Origin of the sequence: Leifsonia naganoensis, assembly GCF_013410615.1 — a bacterium.
Classification (GTDB): domain Bacteria; phylum Actinomycetota; class Actinomycetes; order Actinomycetales; family Microbacteriaceae; genus Leifsonia; species Leifsonia aquatica.
In genome coordinates, this window is record NZ_JACCHJ010000001.1 from 2,382,299 (window position 1) to 2,405,188 (window position 22,890).

The window sequence follows — 22,890 nt, forward strand, 5'->3', positions numbered from 1 at the left end:
CGGCTGTTGCCGGGTCTGGTGGAGGGGGCCCGCGGGTCACTAGCGTCGGGCCGGGAGGCCATGATGTTCGAGACCGACACCGACGGGATCCACCAGGAGGCGGCCACCGGCGCGCTCCCCGGATGGGAGCGGGTGGAGCAGCTGGTGCAGGCCGCCCACGACCGCTACCGCGACACCGACGACGGCACGGTGGCCGACTACATCCCGGCGCTCGCCGAGGCGGACCCCGACTGGTTCGGGATCTGCGTCGCCGACACGGCCGGGGGACTGCACGACGTGGGCGATGCGGCCGTGCCGTTCTCCATCCAGTCCATCTCGAAGGCCTTCGTCTACGCGCTGGTGTGCGAGGAGTTCGGGCACGAGCGGATCGGTGAGCTGGTCGGGGTGGATAACACCGGCCTCCCGTTCAACTCGGTGATCGCGCTGGAGCTGAACGGCGGCCACCCGATGAACCCGATGGTCAACGCGGGGGCGATCGCCTCCACGGCGCTGATGGCGGGCGACACCGCCGCCGAGAAGTGGCGGGCGGTGCACGACGGCCTCTCTCGGTTCGCCGGGCGCGAGCTCGCGGTCGACGAGCGGGTCTACACGTCGGAGTCGGAGACGAACTCCCGCAACCAGGCCATCGCCCGCCTGCTGCAGAGCTACGGGAGGCTCGACGCCGACCCCGGCGAGATCGTCGACGTGTACACGCGCCAGTGCTCGCTGCTGGTCACCGCCCACGACCTCGCGGTGATGGGTGCGACGCTCGCCGACGGCGGTGTGAATCCGGTCACCGGCGACCGCGTGGTGTCGGCGGACGTGAGCCGCGACACCCTCGCCGTCCTCGCCGCGAACGGCCTCTACGAGCGCTCGGGGGAGTGGCTGTTCCAGATCGGGCTCCCCGCGAAGTCCGGCGTCTCGGGCGGCATCGTCTCGATCGCGCCGGGCAAGGGGGCGATCGGGACGTTCTCGCCACCCCTCGACGCGGCCGGCAACAGCGTGCGAGGCGAGCGGGCGACGGCCTACCTGTCGAAGACGCTCGGCCTCAACCTGTTCGCGTCTCCCGAGCCCGGTCCCTCCGGGCCAGGCTCGACCGCCCGCACCTCCACCGCCCTCGACGCCAGGAGCACACGATGACCGCAACCACCACCACCGAGCAGCCCGTCGCCCGCGCCTCCTGGGCGCCGATGGTCGGGCTCTTCCTCGCGCAGGTGCTGATGTCGTTCAACGTCGCCGCGCTGCCGGTCTCGCTGGGCGGGATGGTGCAGGACTTCGGCGTGCCGCCGACCTCGGTCAGCACGGCGATCGTGACCTACGGCCTCTCGGTCGCGGCGCTGGTGATGGTCGGCGCGAAGCTCGGCCAGCGGGTCGGCTGGGTGCTCATCTTCCGCATCGTCGTGGGCATCTTCGCGGTCTCGGCGCTGATGATGATCCTGTCGCCGACGGTCGGCTGGGCGATCGCGGCGCAAGCTCTCGCGGGCGCGTCTGCGGCGATCATCGTCCCTTCCCTCGTCGCGCTGATCGCCGAGAACTACCACGGCACCCAGCAGGCCACCGCGGTCGGCTCGCTCGGCTCGGCACGGGCGCTCTCAGGCGTGAGCGCCTTCCTCATCGGTGGCGCGCTCGGCACCTTCGTCGGCTGGCGGCCGGTCTTCGGCATCGTGCTGATCCTCGCCGTCCTCGTGCTGATCTTCAGCGTCCGGCTGCGCAGCGACGGAGCCGACCGCGCGGTGAAGATCGACGTCGTCGCGGCGATCTTCATCGGCGCGGCGATCGTGCTGCTCACCCTCGGCTTCAACAACCTCAACGCCTGGGGCGTGCTGGTGGCGCGGGAGAGCGCGCCGTTCGACATCCTGGGACTGTCCCCGGCGCCGGTGTTCATCGTGGTCGGGCTGATCCTCGGGCAGGCGTTCTTCTTCTGGACGCGCCGACGCACCCGGCTCGGCAAAGTTCCGCTCGTGAGCCTGTCGGTGCTCGGCTCGTCGCGTGAGCGGGCGGCGGTCTACGCGATGTTCATCGTGGTGGCACTGGAGGCCGCGCTCAACTTCTCTGTGCCGCTCTACATCCAGATCGTGCAGGGGCGCACCCCGCTCGACACCTCCCTCGCGATGATGCCGTTCAACCTGACCGTGTTCGTCGTCGCGACCCTCATCGTCCGCTTCTACGGGAGGTTCGCCCCGCGCACGATCGGCGTCTTCGGCTTCCTGCTCACGACGGTCGCCCTCGCCTGGCTCGCCTTCGTCGTGACCAACAACTGGGAGACGCTGCCCACCATCCTGGGCCTGATCGTGTTCGGCGTCGGGCAGGGCGCCCTCGTCACCCTGGTCTTCAACGTGCTCGTCACGGCCGCGCCGAAGAAGCTCGCGGGCGACGTCGGCTCGGTGCGCGGGACCACGCAGAACCTCGCCTCCGCGGTCGGGACGGCGCTCGCCGGGGCGATGCTCGTCACCATCCTGGGCCTGAACGTCGGGCAGGCCGTCGCCGACCACTCCGAGCTGCCGCCCTCGATCGTCGCGCAGGTCGACCTCGACAACGTCAACTTCATCAGCAACGACGACCTGCGCGAGGCGCTCTCGCGCACGGACGCGACGCCGGCCCAGGTGGATGCGGCGGTCGCGGTGAACGAGGACGCCCGGCTGAGCGCGCTCAAGCTCGGGCTGCTCATCCTGGCCGGCATCTCGGCGCTCGCGATCGTGCCCGCCGCGCGGCTGCCGAAGTACCGCCCGGGCGAGATCCCCGAGCCCGCGAACGTGAAGCGGTAGGCGGCCCGCACGCCGTCGAGTACGCGAATTCTCTGCGTACTCGGCGGTTCTCGGCGCACTTTTCACGTACTCGGGAGGTGGGGACGAGGATGGAGGGGTGACCACTCCCGCGACCGAGCGCATCGTCCCCGTGACCGTGAACCGCGTCGAGCTCGAGGCGGAGACGCCGTTCGTCGCGCTGCGTGCCGCGCTGGAGCGCGAGGTCCCGCCCCTCGACGAGCGGCGGCTGGCCACGCTGCTGCGGTCGGGAGCCTCCTGGGCCCAACTGACCCGGGAGGTCTCGGGCCCCGGCGCCCTCGTGCGGTTCTGGACGTACGACCCCACGCCGGTGATGCGCGTCGGCGGCGCCGACCTGGCGGCCGCCGGGTACCTGCTCGGCGACTACGTGACGGCCGCGCGGATGTTCCGGCACGATCCCGGCACCACGCTGTACACGCCCGTGCGCCTGGAGCTGCACGCCCGCGGTTCGCGCACCGTCGTGGCGTTCGACCAGCCCAGCTCGGCGCTGAAGGCCTTCGGCAACAACAAGATCACGCAGGCCGGCTTCGAGCTCGACCGCCTGCTCGGCGACCTGCTGGAGGACCTGGGCCTCCCGCGCCCCTCGATCCTGCGCCTCTGACGCGTCGCCTGCGCGCAGCGCGGCCTGCGGCCCCCATCGAAGTTCACGACGTGGCGGTCAAACCGGCCGGAATGACCGCAACGACGTGAACTTCGGGAGGTGGGGGAAGTGGGGGAGGCAGGCGAGCTAGGCGAGTGCCGGGCGGGGCCCGGCGATCAGGCGCACGGTCATCGCCACGGCGAAGACCAGCGAGAGCAGCAGCGCGACGGTCGCGCCGAGCCAGGCCGCGCCCGCGAGCTGGAGGAACAGCAGCTCGCCGGGGCCGGCCTCCACGCTCAGGAAGTGCTGGCCCATCGCGAGCGCCCCGGCGATCCCGAACCACAGGGCGGCGGTCACGGCGATCCAGACGCCGCGCGGGAGGGAGGCCGAGCCGATCCGCCGCGTGGCGACCCGGGTCAGCAGATGCAGGGCGATCGGGGTGACGACGGCCGCGGTGACGGCGACCACGATGGCGACGACGCTGCCGCTGTTCGACGCGGTGAGGGCGGCGAGAGCGGCGAGCGGCAGGGCGAGTGCGATGATGCGGGCGACCTGGCCGGCGGAGGTGGCTGTCTTCATGGTCCCAGTCCATCGCGCGGACGGGTCGCGCCGCGTCGCCCGGTGGGACGAACCCTGGGCGGGGGAGGTCAGCCCAGAGGATGATGCGCCGCGCGCGTGTCGCCCGATTTGGGGTACAGATTCGTGTCCTCCAAACAGCCCACAGACCTGTCCGTCTAGCTATGCTCGGTCTGGCGCGAGCGACGCCGGACCCGAAACCCGGCCGAACCCGCCGCCATCGTGCGCGGCACCCGATCCGCGCACGCCCCCGCTTCACCCGGCACACGCACCACGGCACCACAGGCACCACGGCACCACCGGCGACACCCGATACCCGACAGCAGTCACGTCTACCCGAAGGACACACTGTGCACACGCATGCCTACGACCGCGCCCACGACGCCGCTCAGCGTCTCAACCGCCGCCACGAGCGCGACCTCCACTGGGCGAAGGAGCGCCGCCGCCAGCAGGAGCGCGAGATCGCCGAGGCGACGGCCCTGCTCGCGACGAGCCGGTTCGCGCTGGTCCGGACGGCGATCGTGGTGGATGCCGTGCTGCTGGTCGCGATCGGCGCGGGCCTGTGGGCCGCGGCGGCCGCGGCGCTCACCGAGCCGTGGTCGCTCGTGGTCGGTATCGCCGCGGGAGTCGCCGCGGCGGGTGTGCTCACCGGCGCGGCGATCTCGCTCGCGCGGGTGCGCTCCCGTCGCGCGGCGGCCCGTGCGCTGCTCCGGTCGCACCAGGCGCGGCTCGCGCACACGCAGTTCCACATCCACGAGAGCGTGCACTCTTACATCGACTCGTACTCGGACGTGATCAACACGCGTCTCGCCACCGCCTGAGCGCTGACCGAGGAGCGACTGCCGTCTCCTGGGACGTCGGCGGCCGCGCGAGCCGCCGCAGACGTACCGCGACGCAGCAGTCGCGTCACTCCTCGTCGGCGAGGACGACCTGCACGCCCGCGGCGCGCAGCCGCTCGAGCTCGTCGGGGTCGGCCGAGCTGTCCGTGATGAGCATCTCGACCTGCTCGATGTCGGCCATCTGCGCGAGCGCGACGCCGCCGATCTTCGAGCCGTCAGCGACGACCACGGTGCGCTGCGCCTTCGCGACCATCGCCCGGTTGGTCCGCGCCTCGGTCTCGTCGTGCGTCGTCACACCGCTGGTCGCGCTGATGCCGTCGGCGCCGAGGATGGCGGTGCCGACGTTGACCGCGTTGAACGTGCTCTCGGCGAGTGCGCCCACCAGCTCCAGCGACTGCGGCCGCAGGAAGCCGCCGGTCATCACGACCCGGACGCCGGGATAGCCGGAGAGCAGTCCCGCGATGCTGAGGGAGTTGGTCACGACCGCGATGTCGCGATGGTTGGCGAGCGCCCGGGCCACGCCGGCGGTGGTGGTGCCGCCGCTCAGCGCGACGACGTGGCGCTCGGCGGGCAGCCTCCTGACCATGGCCTTCGCGATGGCGCGCTTCGCATCCTGGAACCGGGTGTCGCGCAGGGCGACGGGGATCTCGCGGCCGCGTTCGAGGGCGGATGCGCCGCCGTGGGTGCGCAGGATGAGGTTCTGGTCCGCGAGGTCGGAGAGGTCGCGGCGCGCGGTGGCCGCGGAGATGTCGAGGGTCTCGGAGAGCTCGGCGAGGCTGATCGTGCCGCGCTCGGAGATCAGATCGAGGATGGCGACCATCCGCTGGGCGCGCCGGCCGGAGGTGACGCGGGCGATCAGCGATTCGGCGGCGGGTGCGACCATGGGCCCGTCCTTTCGAGGAGTGGGTGGTGCGGAGAGTCGGTCCGGCACCGAAGGAGCGAATCGATCACTCGATATGATCACTTTAGCTGCGAATCGCTCAATCTGTTGCGCGGAGTAGACACACTATCGCAGGATCGCAGCATGCCTCAGATTGTCTTCCTCGGAGCCGGGAGCGTCGTCTTCACCCGCCAGCTCCTCGCCGACCTGTTCCGTTTCGACGACCTGCCGCCGCTGCGCATCGTGCTGCACGACATCGACGCCGAGCGCCTCCACGTCGCCCAGGGCACCGCCGAGCAGGTGGCCGCGCGCTTCGGGCGCACCGCGGAGATCGTGGCGACGCTCGACCGCCGGGAGGCCCTGACGGGCGCGGACTTCGTGGTCAACATGATCCAGGTCGGCGGCATCGACGCCACCCGGGTCGACCTGGAGGTCCCGGCCGCGGCCGGTCTGCTGCAGACGATCGGCGACACGACCGGTGTCGGCGGCGTGTTCCGCGCGCTGCGCACCTTCCCCGTGCTCTCCGGCATCGCCGCCGACATGCTCGACCTCTGCCCCGACGCCTGGTTCCTCAACTACACGAACCCGATGGCGATGAACGTGTGGTGGATGTCGGTCGTGGCGCCCTCCATCAAGACCGTCGGCCTCTGCCACAGCGTCTACTGGACCGTCCACGACCTCTGCGCGCTGATCGGCGTGCCGATGGAGGGGACCCACTACCGCGCCGCGGGCGTCAACCACCAGGCGTGGCTCGTCGAGTGGTCGCGCGACGGCGAGGACCTCTACCCCCGCCTCCGGGAGGCCATCGAGCGCGATCCCGAGCTGCGCCGCCGCGTGCGCGTCGAGATCTTCACGCGCATCGGCTACTACCCGACCGAGACCAGCGAGCACTCGTCCGAGTACCTGGACTGGTTCCTGCGCTCGCCGGAGCAGATCGAACGGTTCCGGCTGCGCCCGCTCGAGTACATCGGCATCTCGGAGGAGAACGTCGCCGAGTTCGAGCACGCCCGCGCCGCACTCGCCGCGGGGGAGCCGCTGGAGCTGGAGGAGGGCGCCGCCGAGTACGCGCCCCAGGTCATCCACTCGATCCTCACCGGCACCGAGCGGATCATCCACGCGAACGTGGTCAACGACGGTCTGATCGACAACCTCCCGCAGGGCGCGGTCGTCGAGGTGCCGAGCCGGGTCGACGCGAGGGGCGTGCACCCGCTGCCGTTCGGCTCCATCCCGGTGCAGGGCGCCGCGCTCAACCGCACCTATCTGTCGGTCGCCGAGCTCGCGATCGAGGCCGCCCGCACGGGCGACCCCGAGCTCGTGCGCCGGGCCGTGCTCACCGACCCGAACGCGTCGTCGTCGCTCACCCCGGAGCAGATCTGGGCGCTCTGCGACGAGCTGACCGCTCGCCACGCGGCGCTCCTGCCGGTCGCCCTCGGCGGCACGCTCGAGGCGGCCCGGTGACGCTCGCGCCGACGCGAGAGCTCGTCGCGGCGGCGGTTGCCAGCGGCAGCGCGGTGGCGGCCTTCAACGTGCTCTCGCTCGATCACGTGGAGGCCGTGGCGGCCGGGGCGGCGGAGGCCGGCTCGGCCGCGCTCCTGCAGCTCAGCGAGAACGCCATCGCGTTCCGCGGGGCTCCGGAGCCGCTGCTGGCCGCGTGCCGGGAGGCCGCGGAGGCCTCCGGGTCGCTCCTCGGCATCCACCTCGACCACATCGAGGACCGCGCCCTCGTCGCGCGCGTGCTCGACCGCGCGCAGGAGTTCGGCGTCGGGTCGATCATGTTCGACGCCTCCCGCCTCCCCTACGCCGACAACGTGGCGGCGACGCGCGAGGTCGTGGCGCGCGCCCATGACGTGGGCGTCTGGGTGGAGGCCGAGCTCGGCGAGATCGGCGGCAAGGACGGCGCGCACGCGCCCGGCGTCCGCACCGACCCGGGCGAGGCGGCGGCCTTCGTCGCCGCCACCGGCGTGGACGGCCTGGCCGTCGCGGTCGGCAGCTCGCACGCCATGCGCGACCGCTCGGCGCAGCTCGACCTCGAGCTGATCGCGCGGCTCGCAGCCGCCGTCCCGGTGCCGCTCGTGCTACACGGCTCGTCGGGCGTCGCCGACGCGGTCATCGCGGACGCGGTCGCCGCCGGCATCCGCAAGGTCAACGTCGGAACGGCGCTCAACATCGCCTTCACGGCATCGCTGCGGGAGGCGCTGGCTGCGCAGCCCGACGCCGTCGACCCGCGGAAGTACACGCGCGACGCGCGCGCCGCCATGGCGGACCTCGTCGCGCGCTTCTGCCGCGTCGTCGACGCTCGCCTCCCCGCCTCCTGACCCCCTGCCGATTTGTGCCAAATGTCGTGAAAGCGGAGCGCTTTCACGACATTTGGCACAAATCTCGAGGGGGTTAGAGCGAGGAGGTTAGAGGCCGAGGACGCGGCGCGCGTTGCCGCGGTACACCGCCTCCAGGAGGCTCGGGTCGAGCGCGAGGGCGGAGACGTCCCAGCGGCCCTGGCCGGGCACCTCGCTGTCGGGGTCGTAGCCGAAGCCCTCGTCGGCGCTCTCGAAGAACCGGTAGTGCAGGCGGTACTGGTCCGCCGTCACCGGGTAGATGTCGGTGCCGAAGAGCACGCGGTCGGGATGCTCGGCGACGAGTCGCGCGAAGCGCCGCGGCTGCCGTCCGAGCTCCGCCATGCGCCCGGCGGTGTCGATCGTGTAGTTCGGCGCGGCGACGAGGAGGCGCTCGACGCGGTCGAGATCCTCGGCGGCGCATCCGGCGTGCGCACCGATGAAGGTCGTCCCCGGGCAGGCCAGCACGAGCGCGGCATGCGCCGCCAGCAGGCGGTCGAACGTCGGGTGCAGGAGGGCGTCGCCGAACCACCACTCGGGCACGCCGGCGAGCTCGTCCAGCCGCTCGTTGTGCCGGTCGAGCGGCTCGAAGAAGGCGATCGGGTCGGCCGTGTGGATGAGCACCGGGAGGCCGAGCGCGCCCGCGTGCGCCAGCACCTCGATCACGCGCGGGTCGTCCGGGAGGATCAGCGAGCCGTCGGCGTCGCGCACGGTCAGGCCGAGGCTCTTCCAGACCTTGACGCCCCGGGCGCCGCGGGCCGCGCTGTCGTCGAGCGACGCCGTCAGCCGCGCCACGCCGTCGTGCTCGGCCAGGAGATCCCACTCCAGCTGGCAGAACGTGACGAACCGGCCGTCGTACGCCCGGTCGTACCGCTCGACGTTCGCCGTCACCTCCGGGCCCCAGAGCCCGTCGAGGTTGACGATCGTCTCGACGCCGCACTCGTCCATGAGCGCGACGAGCGCGGGCACGTCGTCGATCATCCATCCGCCGTCGGTCAGCCAGCGGCCGAGGTGGTTGTGGATGTCGACCACGGGATGCGCGGGCCGGGGCACGGCGGTCGCCCGGGCGCGCAACTGGCTGCGGGGCGCCCAGTCGGCGAGTCGCAGGTCGGCGAGCGGCGCGCGGCCGGCCTGGAGCGGGTCGTTGTGGGGCATGCGAAACCTCTCTGTAACAAACGATCATGCATAGTGAGCGATCTGCACAGTTTCGTTGTCAAACGCTCAATGTCCGCCAATGATAAGTCCAACGCGCAACGGAGTGCGCAGCACCGCCACCGACCCACAGGAGCACCTCGTGACACTCACCTCCAGCGAAATCGCCAGCCAGCCGGACATCTGGCGCGAAGCGCTCACCACCCGCGCCGACCTGGCGACCGCGCTGCTCGCGCGTCCCGGCGAGAGCATGCTCGTGCTCGGCTGCGGTACCTCCGCGTTCGTCGCCGAGTCGTTCGCCTACCTCCGCGAGGGCGCCGGCCTCGGCATCACCGATGCGGCCTACGCGTCGGAGCCCTGGACGTGGCGCGACTACGACGCCGTGCTCCTGCTCAGCCGCTCGGGCACCACGACCGAGGTCCTGGATGCGCTCGACGTCATCCCGGCCGGCGTGCGCACCATCGCCGTCACGGGTGTGGCGGACTCGCCCGTCGCCCAGCGCGCCGACGACGTGCTGCTGCTCGACTTCGCCGACGAGGAGTCGGTCGTGCAGACCCGCTTCCCGACCACCTTCCTCCTGCTCGCCCGCCACGCCGTGGGTCAGGATGTCAGCGCGCTCCCCGACGAGGCTGCCGCCGTGCTCGGCCGTCCGCTCGACGTCGACCTCGACGGCCGCACGCACTTCGTCTACCTCGGCAGCGGCTGGACCTACGGCCTGGCGCAGGAGGCCGCCCTCAAGATCCGCGAGGCCGCGCAGGCCTGGGCCGAGTCGTACCCGGCGCTCGACTACCGGCACGGCCCGCTCGCCGTGGCCGACGAGCGCTCGCTCGTCTGGATCATCGGACCCTCCGAGCAGAGCCTCGTCGCCGACATCGAGCGCACCGGTGCCACGGTGCGCGTGAGTTCTTCCGACCCGCTGATCGAGCTCGCCCAGGCGCAGCGCCTCGCCGTCGCCGTCGCCGAGCGCGCCGGCCTGAACCCCGACGCGCCGCGCCACCTGACCCGTTCCATCGTGCTGGGCTGACCCCGCAGCCCGCTCCGTCGTGCCCGGCTGACCCGCAGCCGGGCAGGACAGAATCCGACACCAGCAGAATCACAAGGGAGAACCGAAGATGCTGACCCCATTCCGCCGGAGGGCGCTCCGCGCCACCGCCGTCCTCGCCGCCACCGTGGGCGTCGTCGCACTCGCCGGGTGCAGCGGCTCGCAGGGCGCGACCACGCTCGACACGAAGGCCAAGGTCGAGATCGAGGTGTGGTCGGGACAGGCCGACGCCGCTCAGAAGGTCATCGTGGGGCTCGCGAAGGAGTTCGAGAAGGAGCACCCGAACGTCACGATCAACCTCTCCCCGGGAGCCTCCTCGACCGACCAGCTGCTGCAGAAGCTGTCGGCCGGCTTCGCAGGCGACCAGTACCCCGACATGTCCTACGCGTTCGGCTCGTGGGCCGGGCAGCTGGAGGACTCGGGACGCACGCTCGACATCTCGGCCGACGTGAAGAAGCCGGAGGTGAAGTGGGACGAGTTCACCGCGGCCGCCCGCGGCACCGCGCAGCCGACGGGCAAGAAGGTCATCGGCTTCCCGGCCGTCGTCGACAACATCGGCCTGCTCTACAACAAGACCCTCTTCGACAAGGCCGGCCTGGCGTACCCGACGGCCGACTGGACGTGGGACGACTTCCGCACGGCGGCGAAGAAGCTGACCGACGAGGCCAACCACATCTACGGCTACGGCTACTCGGTGTCGGGCAGCGAGGAGACCACCTGGCAGTACTGGCCCCACCTCTGGCAGAACGGTGGCGCCATCCTGAACGACGACGCCACCAAGGCGGAGTTCGCCTCCCCGGCCGGTGACGACGCCCTGTCGTTCCTCCGCTCGATGGCCGTCGACGACAAGAGCGTCTACCTCGACCAGACGGATGTGAAGTTCGGACAGCTGTTCGTCAACGACCGCATCGGGATGATCACCTCCGGTCCGTGGCAGCTCTCGGACCTCAAGACCGGCGGCACGAAGTACGGCGTCGTCCCGCTCCCGGGCACGAACGGCGACCACCAGACCGTGTCGGGCCCGGACATCTGGGCGCTCTTCGACCACCACGACAAGAACCGCGCCTACTGGGCCACTCAGTTCGCCCAGTGGCTGACCTCGGCCGAGCAGGACGAGCGCTTCAACGTCGCGATTGGCAACCTCCCGCTGCGCTCGTCGGAGGCGTCGTCCGACGCGGTCGCCAAGGAGGCCGCCGAGTACCCCGGCTACGAGGTGTTCGTCGCGAACTCGGCGAACGTGAAGCAGACCCGCCCGACGACGAAGGGGTACGCGGCCCTGTCGGTCGCCGTCGGCAAGTCGATCTCGCAGGTGCTCCAGGGCGAGGGCGAGCCGAAGGCGGCCCTCGAACAGGCCGCGAAGACGGCGGACGCGGCCCTGGCCAAGGACAAGTAGGAGCGGCGGGGACACGCGAATGGCAGACACCACCGCCCATGCGCTCCCGCGGCCCGGCGCGTCCTCGGACGCCGCCGGGGCGCGGAAGGCGCGCCGGCGCCGCGGGCTCACCTCGGCACTCACCGGCTGGAGCTTCGTCGCCCCGGCGACCATCATCATCCTCGGTCTGTCGATCTTCCCCGCGGTCTGGGCGTTCGTGCTCTCGTTCCAGGACTGGGACGGGTTCAGCGAGGCGACCTGGGTCGGCGGCGACAACTATGCGCAGCTGATCGGCGACGCGGAGTTCGGCAACGCCGTGCTCAACACCGTCGGCTTCACCCTCCTGTTCGTGCCGGCGTCGGTGCTTCTTGGCCTCTTCCTCGCCGTCGCGCTCAACCGGCGCATTCGGTGGATGGGCTTCTACCGGACCGCGATCTTCGTTCCGTTCGTCGCGTCGGCGGCCTCCACCGGCATCCTCTCGACCTACCTGTTCAGCCCGCAGTTCGGTCTCGTGAACAACGTGCTGCGCGTGCTGCACCTGCCGCAGCAGGGCTGGCTGGACGACCCGAAGCAGGCCATGCTCGTCATCGCGATCATGTCCCTCTGGGGGTCGGCGGCCTTCACGACCGTCATCTACCTGGCGGCGCTGCAGGATGTGCCCGGCGACCTCATTGAGGCCGCCCGCATCGACGGCGCGAACCGCTGGCAGACGTTCTGGCGGATCGTCTGGCCGCAGCTGGCCCCGGTGACCGCGTTCGTGGCGGTCTGGCAGACCATCCAGGCGATCCAGCTCTTCGACCTCGTCTACACGACGACCCGCGGCGGGCCCCTCGACGCGACGAAGACGATCGTCTACTTCCTGTACGACAAGGCGTTCCACGCGCTGGAGTTCGGCTACGGCTCGGCCGCCGCCTACGTGCTCTTCGCGGTGACGCTGCTCATCACCATCGGCGTCGTGGTCGTCCAGCGTCGCCGCGGTTCGGAGGCGTTCTGATGACGACGGTTCTCGACGAGGTCTCGCAGGCCGCCCGCCAGGTCGCGGACGAGCCGCAGCCGCGCTCGCGGAAGCGCAAGCTCAGCGGGTGGCACTTCGTGCTGTTCCCGATCGCGATCCTGTTCCTGGTGCCGTTCGCGCAGATGGCGCTGGCGTCGTTCTCGCCGGCGAAGGAGCTGGTGGCGTTCCCGCCGCCGTTCATCCCGTCGCACTTCACGCTGGACGGCTACGCGAAGCTGTTCGGCCAGACGGACATCCTGCTCTGGCTCGGCAACACCGTCGTCGTGTCGGCGACGGCGATCGTGTCGAACATCATCCTGTGCTCGCTGGCCGGCTACGGGTTCGCCCGGTTGCGGTTCGCCGGGCGCAACTTCGGGTTCCTCATGATCCTCGCGACGATCATGATCCCGACGCAGCTGCTGATGATCCCGACCTACATCCTGTTCGCCAAGCTCGGCCTGCTGAACGGGCTCGGCGCGGCGATCGTGCCCTGGCTGGCCACGGCCTTCGGGATCTTCCTGATGCGGCAGTTCTTCCTCTCCCTCCCCGCGGAGCTGGAGGAGGCCGGCGCGATCGATGGCTGCAACCGCTGGCAGGTGTTCTTCCGCATCGTGCTGCCGCTCGCCCGGCCCGCGCTCGCCACGCTCGCGATCTTCACGCTGCTCGGCGCGTGGAACGACCTCGTCTGGCCCCTGATCGCGATCAACGACCCGTCGTCGTTCACGCTGCAGCTGGGGATCGCGAACTTCCAGGGCGCGCACCAGACCGATTGGAGCCTCATCATGGCGGGCAACGTGATCGCCACGCTTCCCCTCATCCTGTTCTTCCTGTTCGCGCAGCGGCAGTTCATCGCGACGATGACCTTCTCGGGACTCAAGGGATGACCGGCGTGACGGATGCTGCTGTGGACGTGCTGGTCGTCGGCGACGCCAACCCCGACCTCCTGCTCACCGGCGACACGGTGCCGCGGTTCGGCCAGGCGGAGCAGCTGCTCGACTCGGCGGAGCTGCTGCTCGGCGGCAGCGCGGCGATCGTCGCGTGCGGTCTGGCCCGGCTGGGCGTGCGCACGGCGCTCGCGGCGGTCGTCGGCGCGGACCAGTTCGGTTCCGTCGTGCTGGACCGCCTGCGCGACGACGGCGTGGATGTGTCGGCCGTGGAGATCGACGCGGAGCGGCCCACCGGGCTCTCGGTCGTACTCTCCGAGCCGGGCGACCGCGCCATCCTGACGCTGCCCGGCACCATCCCCGTGCTGACGGCGGAGGCGGTGCGCGCGACGCTCGCCCGGTTGCGGCCGCGGCACGTGCACGTCGCCTCGTACTTCCTGCTCCCGGGCCTCGCCGCCGAGCTGCCCGCGCTGCTCGACGAGATCTCGGCGACCGGGGCCACGATCAGCCTGGACACCAACTGGGATCCGGCCGAGCGCTGGACCGGACTGCACGAGGTGCTGCCGCGCGTGGATGTGTTCCTGCCCAACCGCGAGGAGGCGCTGGCCATCGCCGCGGCCGTGGACGGGCGAGCCCACGACGACCTCGACGAGGCCGCCGCCGCTCTCTCCGCTCTGGGCTGTCGCGTCGTCGTCAAGGCGGGCGCGGACGGCGGCGTCGCCTTCGAGGGCGGCCGGCGCAGTGGCGAGGCTCCCGGGCTGGTGCTCGACGTGGTCGACACGACCGGCGCGGGCGACAGCTTCGACGCGGGCTATCTCGCGGCCCTCCTGGAGGGCGTGGAGGAGGAGGCCGATCGGCTGCGCTGGGCCGCGGTCGCAGGATCCCTCTCGGTGCGCGGGACCGGAGGGACCGCCGCGCAGGCCACCCGCGACGAGCTCGCGGAGGCGAGAGTATGACCATCCACACGCTCGGGCTGACCCCGGCCCTCGACGTCGTCTACGTGCTCGGCGAGGTGCAGCTCGGCGGCATCCACCGCCCTCCCGTCGTCATCCGCTCGGCCGGGGGCAAGTCGCTCAACGTCGCCCGGGCGCTCGCTTTGCTCGGGGCGCGGACCCGCGCCGTCGCACCGCTCGGCGGGCGGATCGGCGACCTGGTCGCCGACCTGCTGACCGGCAGCGACGTGGAGGTCGACCGCATCCCGACCGCCGTCGAGACGAGGCTGTGCATCACCGCGTGCGACACCGGTGCGCGCCGCTTGACGGAGTTCTACGAGCCGGTCACCGAGTTCGACGTGCCGCTCGAGGCCGTCGCCGAGCGGCTGGGAGCCGTCGCACCCGGGGAGTGGCTGACCGTCTCGGGCGCCATGCCCGTCGGCACGGACGCGGCCGAGTTCGCCGCCCTCCTGGCCGCCGAGGCCGACCGCGGCGTGCTGCTCGCCATCGACGTGCACGGGCCGGCGCTGGGCGAGATCATCGACCGCGCCCGCCCGCGGCTGGTGAAAGTGAACCGCCACGAGGCCGCGGACCTGACCGGCGCCTCCGACCGGGAGCGCTCCGCCCGCCAGCTCGTCGAGCGCGGTGCGGGCATCGCCGTCGTCACCGACGGGGAGGCGGGCTCGGTCGCCGCGACCGCCGCCGGGGAGTTCATCGCGGTGCCCCCCGTCGACCGCCCCGGGCTCTTCGCCGTCGGGAGCGGGGACTGCTACCTCGCCGGCCTGGTCGGGTCGCTCGATGCGGGCGCCGACCTCCGGCGCGCGCTCACCGTCGCGGCTGAGATCGGCGCGGCCAACGCGCAGGTGCCGGGCGCCGCGGTCTTCGATGCGCCCGTGCTCTTCGCCTGAGGTTCACGATGTTGCGCTCATTCCGGGCGCAATGAGCGCCGCTTCGTGAACCTCGGCGCTTAGGCTGCCGCGTGAGAGACCAGATCGCCGGAGACGGGGAGGCGCCCGACGACGACGACACGCCTACTGCCGATCTCTGCGGCCACCGTCTCGAAGTCGCCGTGCGCATGCGCGATCCCGTCGACGGCGCGGCCATCGACATCGAGGATGGTGTGCGATGGAGGCGCGTCTAACCGGTGCGGCGGCTCAGCTGACGCCGGTCGATTCGCGAGGTAGACGTCGACGAAGGTCTCGCCGAGTCGCCTCATCGTCTCCTCTAGCGTCTCGTCGGCCATGCCCTCGACGCCGAGCTGGATGGTGTGCACCTCGATCTCTGGGACGTGGTCACCCATCCGTGGATCGAGGTAGCCGAGCACGACACTGGATGGCTTCCCGTTCGCGGCGGTGCTGTCTCCGGGAAGTCGCGGCGGCTGAACTCGTCCACCGCGCCGCCGTCCGGCTATCCGGGTCCGAGAAGGTGCGCAGCTGAAACGGCGGCCGAGCTGAGGTGAGGCGTATTCACTCTAGTGTTTGAGTCGCAGAACGTGAGATCCTGAATACCAGTACAGCAACGACGCTGCCGGGAGGGAAACTCATGTCAGGATTCACAAAGTGGCGGGCGTCAGCGGCGACGCTGATCGTCGTGGGGGTGCTCGCCGGCACACCAGCCGTGGCCGCACGCGGTGTCACGACCGAAGTTCCGGACGCGCCTGCACTAATCCAGCAGCTATCCGCAAGCGACGATCCGCAAGCGCTCTTCGAGTCCCTGAACCAGGATGAGCGGGAGCAGGTGCTCGCGCTGACCGAAGTCGCCGACGTCAGATCGGCGTCAGACGAGGATGAGCAGCGAGCGAAAGCGATGGCACGAGCCGCGTCCGGGTGCTACACCTACACCGCGCGAGCGGGCTTCTACAACTCCGTCGGGCAGACGCTGGGAAGCATGTGGACGACAGGGAAGATCTGCTACAACGGTGCGAACGTGACGAGCGCCACGTTCGTCGATGGTGGGGGATCTACCTCATTCATCGGCTGGTCGTATGTCGGGCGCACCAGTTCGGCCGGAGGGGTGAGCCGGGGCGCGGGCTATGTCTACGGCGCGTACAAGTTCCGCTTCGGCCTGATCGCCGGGTACCAGGAGCCGGTCTATTGCGCGCGCGTCGTCGGCACATCCGTAGCCGGTCACGGAGACACCGGCTGCGGGGTCGGATAGAGGGATGAGCATGGCCGGGACGAAGAGTGCGAAGCGGGAGAGCCTGTACTCCGTGATGAGCGTCGGGGTGATGCTCCTCGGAGCGCTGATCGTCCCGGCGATGCTCTTCCCGATTCTGATGGCGGTCGCGCTCGTGAACGTGGTCCGGCACGCGGTGCTCGTCCGCCGCGGGTCGGACTCTCTCTTCGTTCTCGTATTGATGGGATTCAACGGTCTTCTCTTCACTGTGAGCGCGGTGCTCGTCCTGTTCGTCCTGCCGTTGTGAGAGCGGCCTGACGGTTGCCGACCCGAGCGCGCTCTCACCGACGCGACCGAGGTCCCTCGGAAAGGGGTGGCCTGGCGGCTGGGTGAGAGGGGCGCGGTGTCCTATGTTTGCTGACGGTATACCGCGCGGCTCACAGGGGCGTGCGTGTGACGGGGGAGCGAATGTACGAGGAAGAGGCGGGCGGCCACGCGCTGCCCGATGGGGCCGAGAACGAGACGCCGACAGTCGACGGGCCAGACCCGGCTGCGAGCGAGGGCGAGAGCCCCGACGAAAGCCCGGCGACGTCCCCGAAGCGCCATCGACGCGGCCTCGTGGTCGGAGTCGTCGCTTCGGTGCTGCTCTCGGCCGGAGCGATCGCCGGGGTCGGGTGGGGCTGGCACGAATATGCGACCTCCCGCACAGCCATCGCCTATCAGGAGGCCACGGCGGCTTCCACGGCGCTGGCGGAGGTGACCGACGCGCGCGGGACAGCGCTGAACAAGGCGAAGTACTCGGCCACGTCGATGAAGGAGTTCACCGACCACGCCCGGCCGGCCTACCTCGGAGAGGCGACGGCGGCCGCGCTCGCCGATGCCCGGACGAAGCTGGAGGCGGCGACCGCCGGACTCGATCCCGTGCGGTTCGACCCGCCGACGGTGTCGTCGCCGAGCGCCGATCTGATGCCCTGGACGGTCATCGCCGACGTCGCGGCCAAACGGACGCTGACACGGGACGAGAATGCCGACCGCCGCACACGCGCCGCCGACCTGGCATCGCTCGACGCGGCGCAGAAGGCTCTGAACGCGAGCGCGGACGCGGTCTACGCGGAGCTGAAGGCCCACGGCGAGCAGGTCATGACCGCCGACGACGCCGCCACCTACGCCAGCAAGATCGAGCTGCGGCACGCGATCGATGCCGGCGGGGCCGGGGTGACGACCTCGACGTTCGGCGGCGCCGGTCTCGTGCAGGTCATCGCGGCGATCGATGGAGTGGATGCCGCGAACACCGCGGGGCTGGCGGCGAGGCAGGACCCGGCCTACCCCGTGCGGGCGCAGATCGAGGAATACGCGCGGTCCATCGCGCACGGCATCACCCTCGACTTCGAGTGGCACGCCCAGGTCAGCGGGCTCGGCGAGGGATGGTATTCGGGCACGACGAGTTACCACAGGGAGGACGGCGGCTGGGCGACCATCGACCTCAACTTCCCGCTGCAGGACGGCTGGTCGAGCGGCGACGTCGACGCGCGAGCGCTCGTCACCCACGAGGTCGGCCACGCTCAGGTCGTGCGACCCGAGTGCGACGCGCTCTTCCGGAGCTCCACCTTCAATGAGGACGATGAGATGTGGGCGACAGCCTGGGCGATCGCCATGGGCTTCGACACCGGCGGCTCTGGCATCGAGGCTTACGGGCGTCCCAGCGACGAGCAGATCGCCGTCGCGGGGCAGTGCCGGTAGACGGTCACCCCGCCGCGCGCAGCAGCTCCACCGATTCTGCCGGGCTCGGGAACGCATCCCGCGCCACGACGGCTCCCTCGAGCACCGAGTGGAGGTGGTTTCCGGCCAGGCTGATGCCGCCCATGGCGACGGCCTCCGAGCCGAGCGTGGAGGCGATGACGGCGGGCGGCAGCGGAACGATCCCGCGCAGCGTCTCCTCGAAGCGCGGGAGGAAGACGTCGGCGCTGGGGGAGCTGCCGCCGCCGATGACGAGCAGCTCGGGATCGATGGCGAGCGTGAGCGCGGCGGCGCCGGTGGCGAGGTCGTCGGCGAACTCGTCGACGGCGGCGACGGCCGCGGGATCGCCGGTGCGGGCGGCCTCGAAGATCTCCTGGCGGCTGGGGCGCGGGGTGGCGAGCACCGAGCTGCCGTACTGCTCGTTGAGCTCCTGCCAGCGCAGCTCGCGCATCTCGCCGACGATGCCCGCGGCGCCGTGCACGCCGCGGTGCACCTTGCCGCCGACGATGGAGGCGCCGCTCGTGCGGGCGCCGCAGAGGATGTAGACGACGTCGCTGCGGTCGCGGGCCGCACCGATCGCGAGCTCGGCGTGCGCGCCGAGGGCGACGTCGCCCTCCACCAGCACCGCCGCCTCGAACTCGCGACGGAAGCGCTCGCGCAGGTCGAGGCCGATCCAGCCGGGCATGCCGGTGCCGCCGAAGTGGAGGACCTCGCCGGCCGTACTGATCGCACCGGGCGAGCCGATGGCGACGGCCCAGGCCGCGCTGCGGTCGAGGCCGAGGCTCCCGAGCAGGTCGTCGGCGACCGCGAGGGCGGCGACGACGCGCTCTTCTGCGGGCACCTCCTCCTCGGTCGGGACGGTGAGGTGACCGCGCACCTGACCGGTCAGGTCGGTGACGACCGCGTAGATGTGGTTGGCGCCGATGTCGAGGGAGAGGAACGTGCCGAGTCCCGGCGCCAGGCGGTAGGAGGCGGCGGGCCGGCCGAGCCGCCCGGCGGGGGAGCCGTCCCACGGCACGAGCCAGCCGAGGTCGACCAGGTCGGTGACGATCGCGTCGACGGCGGTGCGCGAGAGGCCCGACTCGGCGGCGAGGTCGCGCATGGTCTGCGGGCGCTCCATGACGGCGCGCAGGATGCCCCAGGAGTTCATCCGGCGCAGCAACGACCGGCTCCCGACGGACCCTTCGACGCTCTGCACCACGGCCTCTCGTGCCATCTCGCTCCTTGCCCTTGCCATTATTAACGCCAAGTTGCATAATTAACTCGCTCACCCGACTTTACCGCGGATGAGCGCCCTGCGGATCGGCGAATCGCTCGCGGATCCGACGAATTCGACCCTGCGCCGACGGCGAGCAGCTCGTCCCGGTCGCGGAGAGGTACCTATGACAGCCCTCCTCCCGAGAGCCGCGACCCGCGGCCGCGCCCCGCGACCCCCGCGGCGCCGGCTGCGGGACGACCGCCGCGTCGCCTGGCTCTTCATCGCCCCCGTGCTCATCGGCTTCGCGGTCTTCTACCTGTACCCGACGATCCGCGGGTTCTGGTGGTCGTTCACCGACTACAGCCTCCTGGGCGACCCGTCGTTCGTCGGCGTCGACAACTACGTGGCCGTGCTGCAGGACAAGGAGTTCTGGAACTCCATGGGCGTCACGCTCTACTACGTGGTGGTCAACGTGACCACGCAGACGGCCTTGGCGCTCCTCCTCGCCGCGCTGATGCACCGCCTCACCCGGTCGGTCGTGCTGCGGACGACGCTCCTGCTGCCCTGGCTCGTCCCGAACGTGACGGTCGGCCTGATCTGGCTGTGGCTGCTCGACACCAACCTCGGCTTCGTGAACCACCTCATCACGGCGATGGGACTCCCCGCGGTCGGCTTCTTCACCAGCCCGGCCCTCGCCATCCCGACCATCTCGGTCGTCAACACCTGGGCCTTCACCGGCTACACGGCGCTCCTCTTCTATGCGGGGATGCTGCAGATCCCGGGCGACCTCTACGAGAGCGCGTCGCTCGACGGCGCGGGGGAGTGGAGGCTGTTCACCCGCATCACGCTCCCGCTGCTGAAGCCGGTGATGGCGCTGGTGCTCGTGGTGTCGCTGATCGGCTCGTTCCAGATCTTCGACACGGTCGCGGTGACGACCAAGGGAGGTCCGGTCAACGCCACGAGGGTCATCTACTACTACATCTACCAACAGGCGTTCACCTTCTTCCACATGGGCTACGCGGCGACGATGGCCATCGTCCTCGTGATCATCCTCGGCGTGCTGACGGCCGTGCAGCTCCGCCTCCTCCGCGCCTCCGAATCCCAGCTCGCCTAGGACACCGCCATGACGACAACGCAGCCGACCGTGCCGACCGTGAACCCGACGGCCGAGCCTCCCGCCTCCGCCCGCGCCATCGCCGCCCGCCGCGAACGCCGCCCCTTCTCGATCGGGCGCACCCTGGGCTGGATCGTCCTGATCGTCTCCCTGATCCTGACGCTCTTCCCCTTCTACTGGATGCTGAAGACCGCGCTGACGCCCGCCGCCGACGTGATCAAGGACTCCGGCTCGCTCTTCCCGGGCAGCCCGACCCTGATCAACTTCGCCCGGGTGCTCGGCTTCCTCAGCCCCGCCGAGGACCAGGCCGCCGGTGGATCCGGCGCCTCGATCAACTTCCTCCTCTACCTGTGGAACTCGATCGTGTACTGCGCGCTGATCGGCTTCTTCCAGACCGTCTTCTGCGCGATGGCGGGCTATGCGTTCGCCCGTCTCCGGTTCCCCGGGCGCAACGTGCTGTTCTCCATCCTGATCGCCGCCCTGATGGTCCCCGGCATCTTCACGCTGCTGCCGAACTTCGTGCTCGTCCGCGACCTCGGCCTCCTGAACACGGTGTGGGGCATGGTCGCGCCGAGCCTGCTGATGACCCCGTTCGCGCTGTTCTTCCTGCGCCAGTTCTTCCTCAACATCCCGGTGGACGTGGAGGAGGCCGCGATGCTCGACGGCGCGGGCAAGGCGCGGGTCTTCTGGCGGATCGCCCTGCCGATGAGCCGCGGGCCGCTGATCACGATCGGCCTCATCACCGTCGTCTGGGCGTGGAAGGACTACCTCTGGCCGCTGCTGATCGGCCGCGACGAGAGCGTCCGAACCATGACCGTCGCCCTCGGCGTCTACCTCCAGCAGTCGCCGAACACCCAGCCCGACTGGACGGGCCTGATGGCCGGATCGACCCTGTCGGTCATCCCCGTTCTCATCCTCCTGATCTTCCTGGGCCGCCGGATCGTGGAGTCCCTCAACTTCACCGGCATCAAGTGACCAGGCACCTCCCCCAACGCACCACCCAACACAGAGAGAGAAAACAATGACAAAGGTACGTCGCGTCGCCGCCATCGCCGCCGCCGCCGCACTCCTGGTCGGCGTCTCGGCCTGCTCGTCCTCGGGCTCGGGATCCGACGAGAAGGTGACCCTGAACTACTGGATGTGGGACGACACCCAGGTGCCCGCCTACCAGCAGTGCGCCGCCGACTTCGAGAAGGCCAACCCGAACATCACGATCAAGATCAGCCAGAGCGCGTGGGGCCAGTACTGGACCAACCTCTCCACGCAGATCGCCGCGGGCAGCGCGCCCGACGTCTGGGTCGACCAGGTGTCGTACTACCCGCAGTTCGTGCAGGACAAGCAGATCGTCGACATCGAGCCGTACGTGAAGAAGGACAAGGTCGACCTCTCGCAGTACGTCGACGGCCTCGCCGACCTGTGGAAGGTCGACGACGCGCGCTACGGCCTCCCGAAGGACTGGGACACCATGGGCCTGGTCTACAACAAGGCCGACCTCGCCGCCGCCGGCGTCGACGAGAAGTCGCTCTCGGACCTGACCTGGAACGCGAAGGACGGCGGCACCTTCGAGCAGCTGATCGCGAAGCTGACCGTCGACAAGAACGGCCACAACGGCCTCGACCCCGCGTTCGACAAGAACAACGTGAAGACCTTCGGCTTCCTCCCCGAGTGGGCCGACGGCTCGCAGGGTCAGAACGGTTGGGGCAACCTCGCCGTCTCCAACGGCTGGTACTACGCCGACAAGAACCCGTTCGGCACGAAATTCAACTACGACCAGTCGAAGCTCACCGACACCGTCCAGTGGCTCGCCGACCTCTCGCAGAAGGGCTACGCGCCCAAGCTCGACGTGCAGTCGACGCTCGCCCGCTCCGAGGTGCTCGACAACGGCGGCGGAGCGCTGACCACGCTCGGCTCGTTCAACCTCGCCTCCTACAAGGGCAAGACCGACCAGTTCGGCTTCGCCCCGCTGCCCATCGGCCCCGAGGGACGCAAGACCGCGATCAACGGCCTGTCGGACGCGATCTACGCCGGCTCCAAGCACAAGGACCAGGCGTGGGAGTGGGTCAAGTACCTGGCCTCCGCCGACTGCCAGAACACCGTGGCCGCGACCGGCATCGTCTTCCCGGCCATCAAGGAGGCCTCCGAGAAGTCCGCCCAGGTGCGGGAGCAGGAGGGGCTGAACGCCCAGGTGTTCCTCGACGAGCAGCAGGCGAAGGACGGCACCTTCATCCTCCCGATCAGCTACCACGGCACCGAGATCAGCCAGATCGTGCAGGACGCCATCCAGAGCGTCGCGCTCGGCCAGAAGGACGCGAAGGCGTCGCTGACCGAGGCGAACAAACAGGTCAACGCCCTCTTCAAGTAGCGACAACCGCGGGGGCGGCGA

Annotated in this window: 23 protein-coding genes; 18 read left to right on the plus strand and 5 right to left on the minus strand. The window is 70.5% G+C overall.

Going from position 1 to position 22,890, the window contains the following annotated elements; translation table 11 throughout:
* Window positions 1–63 precede the first annotated feature (63 nt).
* The 3 genes from glsA to HNR14_RS11530 all read left to right on the plus strand — a co-directional run bounded on the left by glsA (window position 64) and on the right by HNR14_RS11530 (window position 3,363).
* Window positions 64–1,119, plus strand: coding sequence for a glutaminase A (glsA, locus tag HNR14_RS11520; protein ID WP_179702635.1), 1,056 nt, complete (start codon window positions 64–66; stop codon window positions 1,117–1,119).
* Complete coding sequence (locus HNR14_RS11525; protein WP_246311561.1) at window positions 1,116–2,744, plus strand: MFS transporter; 1,629 nt, start codon at window positions 1,116–1,118, stop codon at window positions 2,742–2,744. The genes glsA and HNR14_RS11525 overlap by 4 nt, the downstream gene beginning before the upstream one ends.
* A 97-nt stretch (window positions 2,745–2,841) precedes the next feature.
* Window positions 2,842–3,363, plus strand: a complete 522-nt coding sequence (locus HNR14_RS11530) for a hypothetical protein (RefSeq protein WP_179701159.1) — start codon at window positions 2,842–2,844, stop codon at window positions 3,361–3,363.
* 126 nt (window positions 3,364–3,489) lie between these two features.
* On the opposite strand, the gene HNR14_RS11535 is transcribed toward HNR14_RS11530, so the two are convergent.
* Complete coding sequence (locus HNR14_RS11535; RefSeq protein ID WP_179701160.1) at window positions 3,490–3,921, minus strand: hypothetical protein; 432 nt, start codon at window positions 3,919–3,921, stop codon at window positions 3,490–3,492.
* A gap of 347 nt (window positions 3,922–4,268) precedes the next feature.
* On the opposite strand from HNR14_RS11535, the gene HNR14_RS11540 reads away from it, so the two are divergent.
* Complete coding sequence (locus tag HNR14_RS11540) at window positions 4,269–4,739, plus strand: hypothetical protein (protein WP_179701161.1); 471 nt, start codon at window positions 4,269–4,271, stop codon at window positions 4,737–4,739.
* Window positions 4,740–4,824: 85 nt separating this feature from the next.
* Here HNR14_RS11540 and HNR14_RS11545 read toward each other — a convergent pair whose 3' ends face one another.
* Window positions 4,825–5,640, minus strand: a complete 816-nt coding sequence (locus HNR14_RS11545) for a DeoR/GlpR family DNA-binding transcription regulator (protein ID WP_021765722.1) — start codon at window positions 5,638–5,640, stop codon at window positions 4,825–4,827.
* 141 nt (window positions 5,641–5,781) lie between these two features.
* On the opposite strand from HNR14_RS11545, the gene melA reads away from it, so the two are divergent.
* Window positions 5,782–7,095: an alpha-galactosidase gene (gene melA, locus HNR14_RS11550; protein ID WP_179701162.1), complete on the plus strand. Its 1,314-nt coding sequence runs from the start codon at window positions 5,782–5,784 to the stop codon at window positions 7,093–7,095.
* Window positions 7,092–7,952: a class II fructose-bisphosphate aldolase gene (locus HNR14_RS11555; protein WP_179701163.1), complete on the plus strand. Its 861-nt coding sequence runs from the start codon at window positions 7,092–7,094 to the stop codon at window positions 7,950–7,952. Before melA ends, HNR14_RS11555 begins: the two co-directional genes overlap by 4 nt.
* Window positions 7,953–8,039: 87 nt before the next feature.
* On the opposite strand, the gene HNR14_RS11560 is transcribed toward HNR14_RS11555, so the two are convergent.
* Complete coding sequence (locus tag HNR14_RS11560; protein WP_179701164.1) at window positions 8,040–9,122, minus strand: amidohydrolase family protein; 1,083 nt, start codon at window positions 9,120–9,122, stop codon at window positions 8,040–8,042.
* A gap of 139 nt (window positions 9,123–9,261) precedes the next feature.
* Between HNR14_RS11560 and HNR14_RS11565 the strand changes: the two genes are divergently transcribed.
* The 6 genes from HNR14_RS11565 (at window position 9,262) to HNR14_RS11590 (ending at window position 15,251) form a co-directional block, all read left to right on the plus strand.
* Complete coding sequence (locus HNR14_RS11565; protein ID WP_179701165.1) at window positions 9,262–10,143, plus strand: SIS domain-containing protein; 882 nt, start codon at window positions 9,262–9,264, stop codon at window positions 10,141–10,143.
* Between the two features lie 88 nt (window positions 10,144–10,231).
* Window positions 10,232–11,554 (plus strand): ABC transporter substrate-binding protein, encoded by a 1,323-nt coding sequence (locus tag HNR14_RS11570; RefSeq protein ID WP_179701166.1) that lies wholly within the window; start codon window positions 10,232–10,234, stop codon window positions 11,552–11,554.
* A gap of 19 nt (window positions 11,555–11,573) precedes the next feature.
* Complete coding sequence (locus HNR14_RS11575; RefSeq protein WP_179701167.1) at window positions 11,574–12,527, plus strand: carbohydrate ABC transporter permease; 954 nt, start codon at window positions 11,574–11,576, stop codon at window positions 12,525–12,527.
* Entirely contained in the window at window positions 12,527–13,411 is an 885-nt protein-coding gene (locus HNR14_RS11580) for a carbohydrate ABC transporter permease (RefSeq protein ID WP_021764302.1), read from the plus strand. Before HNR14_RS11575 ends, HNR14_RS11580 begins: the two co-directional genes overlap by 1 nt.
* A gap of 5 nt (window positions 13,412–13,416) precedes the next feature.
* Window positions 13,417–14,367, plus strand: a complete 951-nt coding sequence (locus tag HNR14_RS11585) for a carbohydrate kinase family protein (RefSeq protein ID WP_343064471.1) — start codon at window positions 13,417–13,419, stop codon at window positions 14,365–14,367.
* Window positions 14,364–15,251, plus strand: a complete 888-nt coding sequence (locus HNR14_RS11590) for a 1-phosphofructokinase family hexose kinase (protein ID WP_179701169.1) — start codon at window positions 14,364–14,366, stop codon at window positions 15,249–15,251. The genes HNR14_RS11585 and HNR14_RS11590 overlap by 4 nt, the downstream gene beginning before the upstream one ends.
* A 59-nt stretch (window positions 15,252–15,310) precedes the next feature.
* On the opposite strand, the gene HNR14_RS11595 is transcribed toward HNR14_RS11590, so the two are convergent.
* Window positions 15,311–15,667 carry a hypothetical protein gene (locus tag HNR14_RS11595; protein ID WP_179701170.1) on the minus strand — a complete coding sequence of 119 codons (357 nt, stop codon included), beginning with the start codon at window positions 15,665–15,667 and terminating at the stop codon, window positions 15,311–15,313.
* Between the two features lie 218 nt (window positions 15,668–15,885).
* On the opposite strand from HNR14_RS11595, the gene HNR14_RS11600 reads away from it, so the two are divergent.
* The 3 genes from HNR14_RS11600 to HNR14_RS11610 all read left to right on the plus strand — a co-directional run bounded on the left by HNR14_RS11600 (window position 15,886) and on the right by HNR14_RS11610 (window position 18,198).
* Entirely contained in the window at window positions 15,886–16,500 is a 615-nt protein-coding gene (locus HNR14_RS11600; protein ID WP_179701171.1) for a hypothetical protein, read from the plus strand.
* A 10-nt stretch (window positions 16,501–16,510) separates the two neighbouring features.
* Complete coding sequence (locus tag HNR14_RS11605; RefSeq protein WP_179701172.1) at window positions 16,511–16,765, plus strand: hypothetical protein; 255 nt, start codon at window positions 16,511–16,513, stop codon at window positions 16,763–16,765.
* A gap of 161 nt (window positions 16,766–16,926) precedes the next feature.
* The gene (locus HNR14_RS11610; protein ID WP_179701173.1) at window positions 16,927–18,198 is read left to right on the plus strand and encodes a hypothetical protein; all 1,272 of its coding nucleotides are present in this window, start codon (window positions 16,927–16,929) and stop codon (window positions 18,196–18,198) included.
* A 4-nt stretch (window positions 18,199–18,202) separates the two neighbouring features.
* Here the strand turns inward: HNR14_RS11610 and HNR14_RS11615 are convergent, their stop codons facing one another.
* Window positions 18,203–19,411 (minus strand): ROK family transcriptional regulator, encoded by a 1,209-nt coding sequence (locus HNR14_RS11615; RefSeq protein ID WP_179701174.1) that lies wholly within the window; start codon window positions 19,409–19,411, stop codon window positions 18,203–18,205.
* Window positions 19,412–19,577: 166 nt separating this feature from the next.
* Here HNR14_RS11615 and HNR14_RS11620 point away from each other — a divergent pair, with 166 nt between their 5' ends.
* The 3 genes from HNR14_RS11620 to HNR14_RS11630 are packed head-to-tail and all read left to right on the plus strand — an operon-like array spanning window position 19,578 to window position 22,869.
* On the plus strand, window positions 19,578–20,507 hold the full coding sequence (locus tag HNR14_RS11620) for a carbohydrate ABC transporter permease (RefSeq protein WP_021764408.1): 930 nt from the start codon (window positions 19,578–19,580) through the stop codon (window positions 20,505–20,507).
* A 9-nt stretch (window positions 20,508–20,516) separates the two neighbouring features.
* Window positions 20,517–21,482: a carbohydrate ABC transporter permease gene (locus tag HNR14_RS11625; protein WP_218875026.1), complete on the plus strand. Its 966-nt coding sequence runs from the start codon at window positions 20,517–20,519 to the stop codon at window positions 21,480–21,482.
* A gap of 46 nt (window positions 21,483–21,528) precedes the next feature.
* Window positions 21,529–22,869, plus strand: a complete 1,341-nt coding sequence (locus tag HNR14_RS11630) for an ABC transporter substrate-binding protein (protein WP_179701175.1) — start codon at window positions 21,529–21,531, stop codon at window positions 22,867–22,869.
* The last annotated feature ends 21 nt before the right edge of the window (window positions 22,870–22,890 follow it).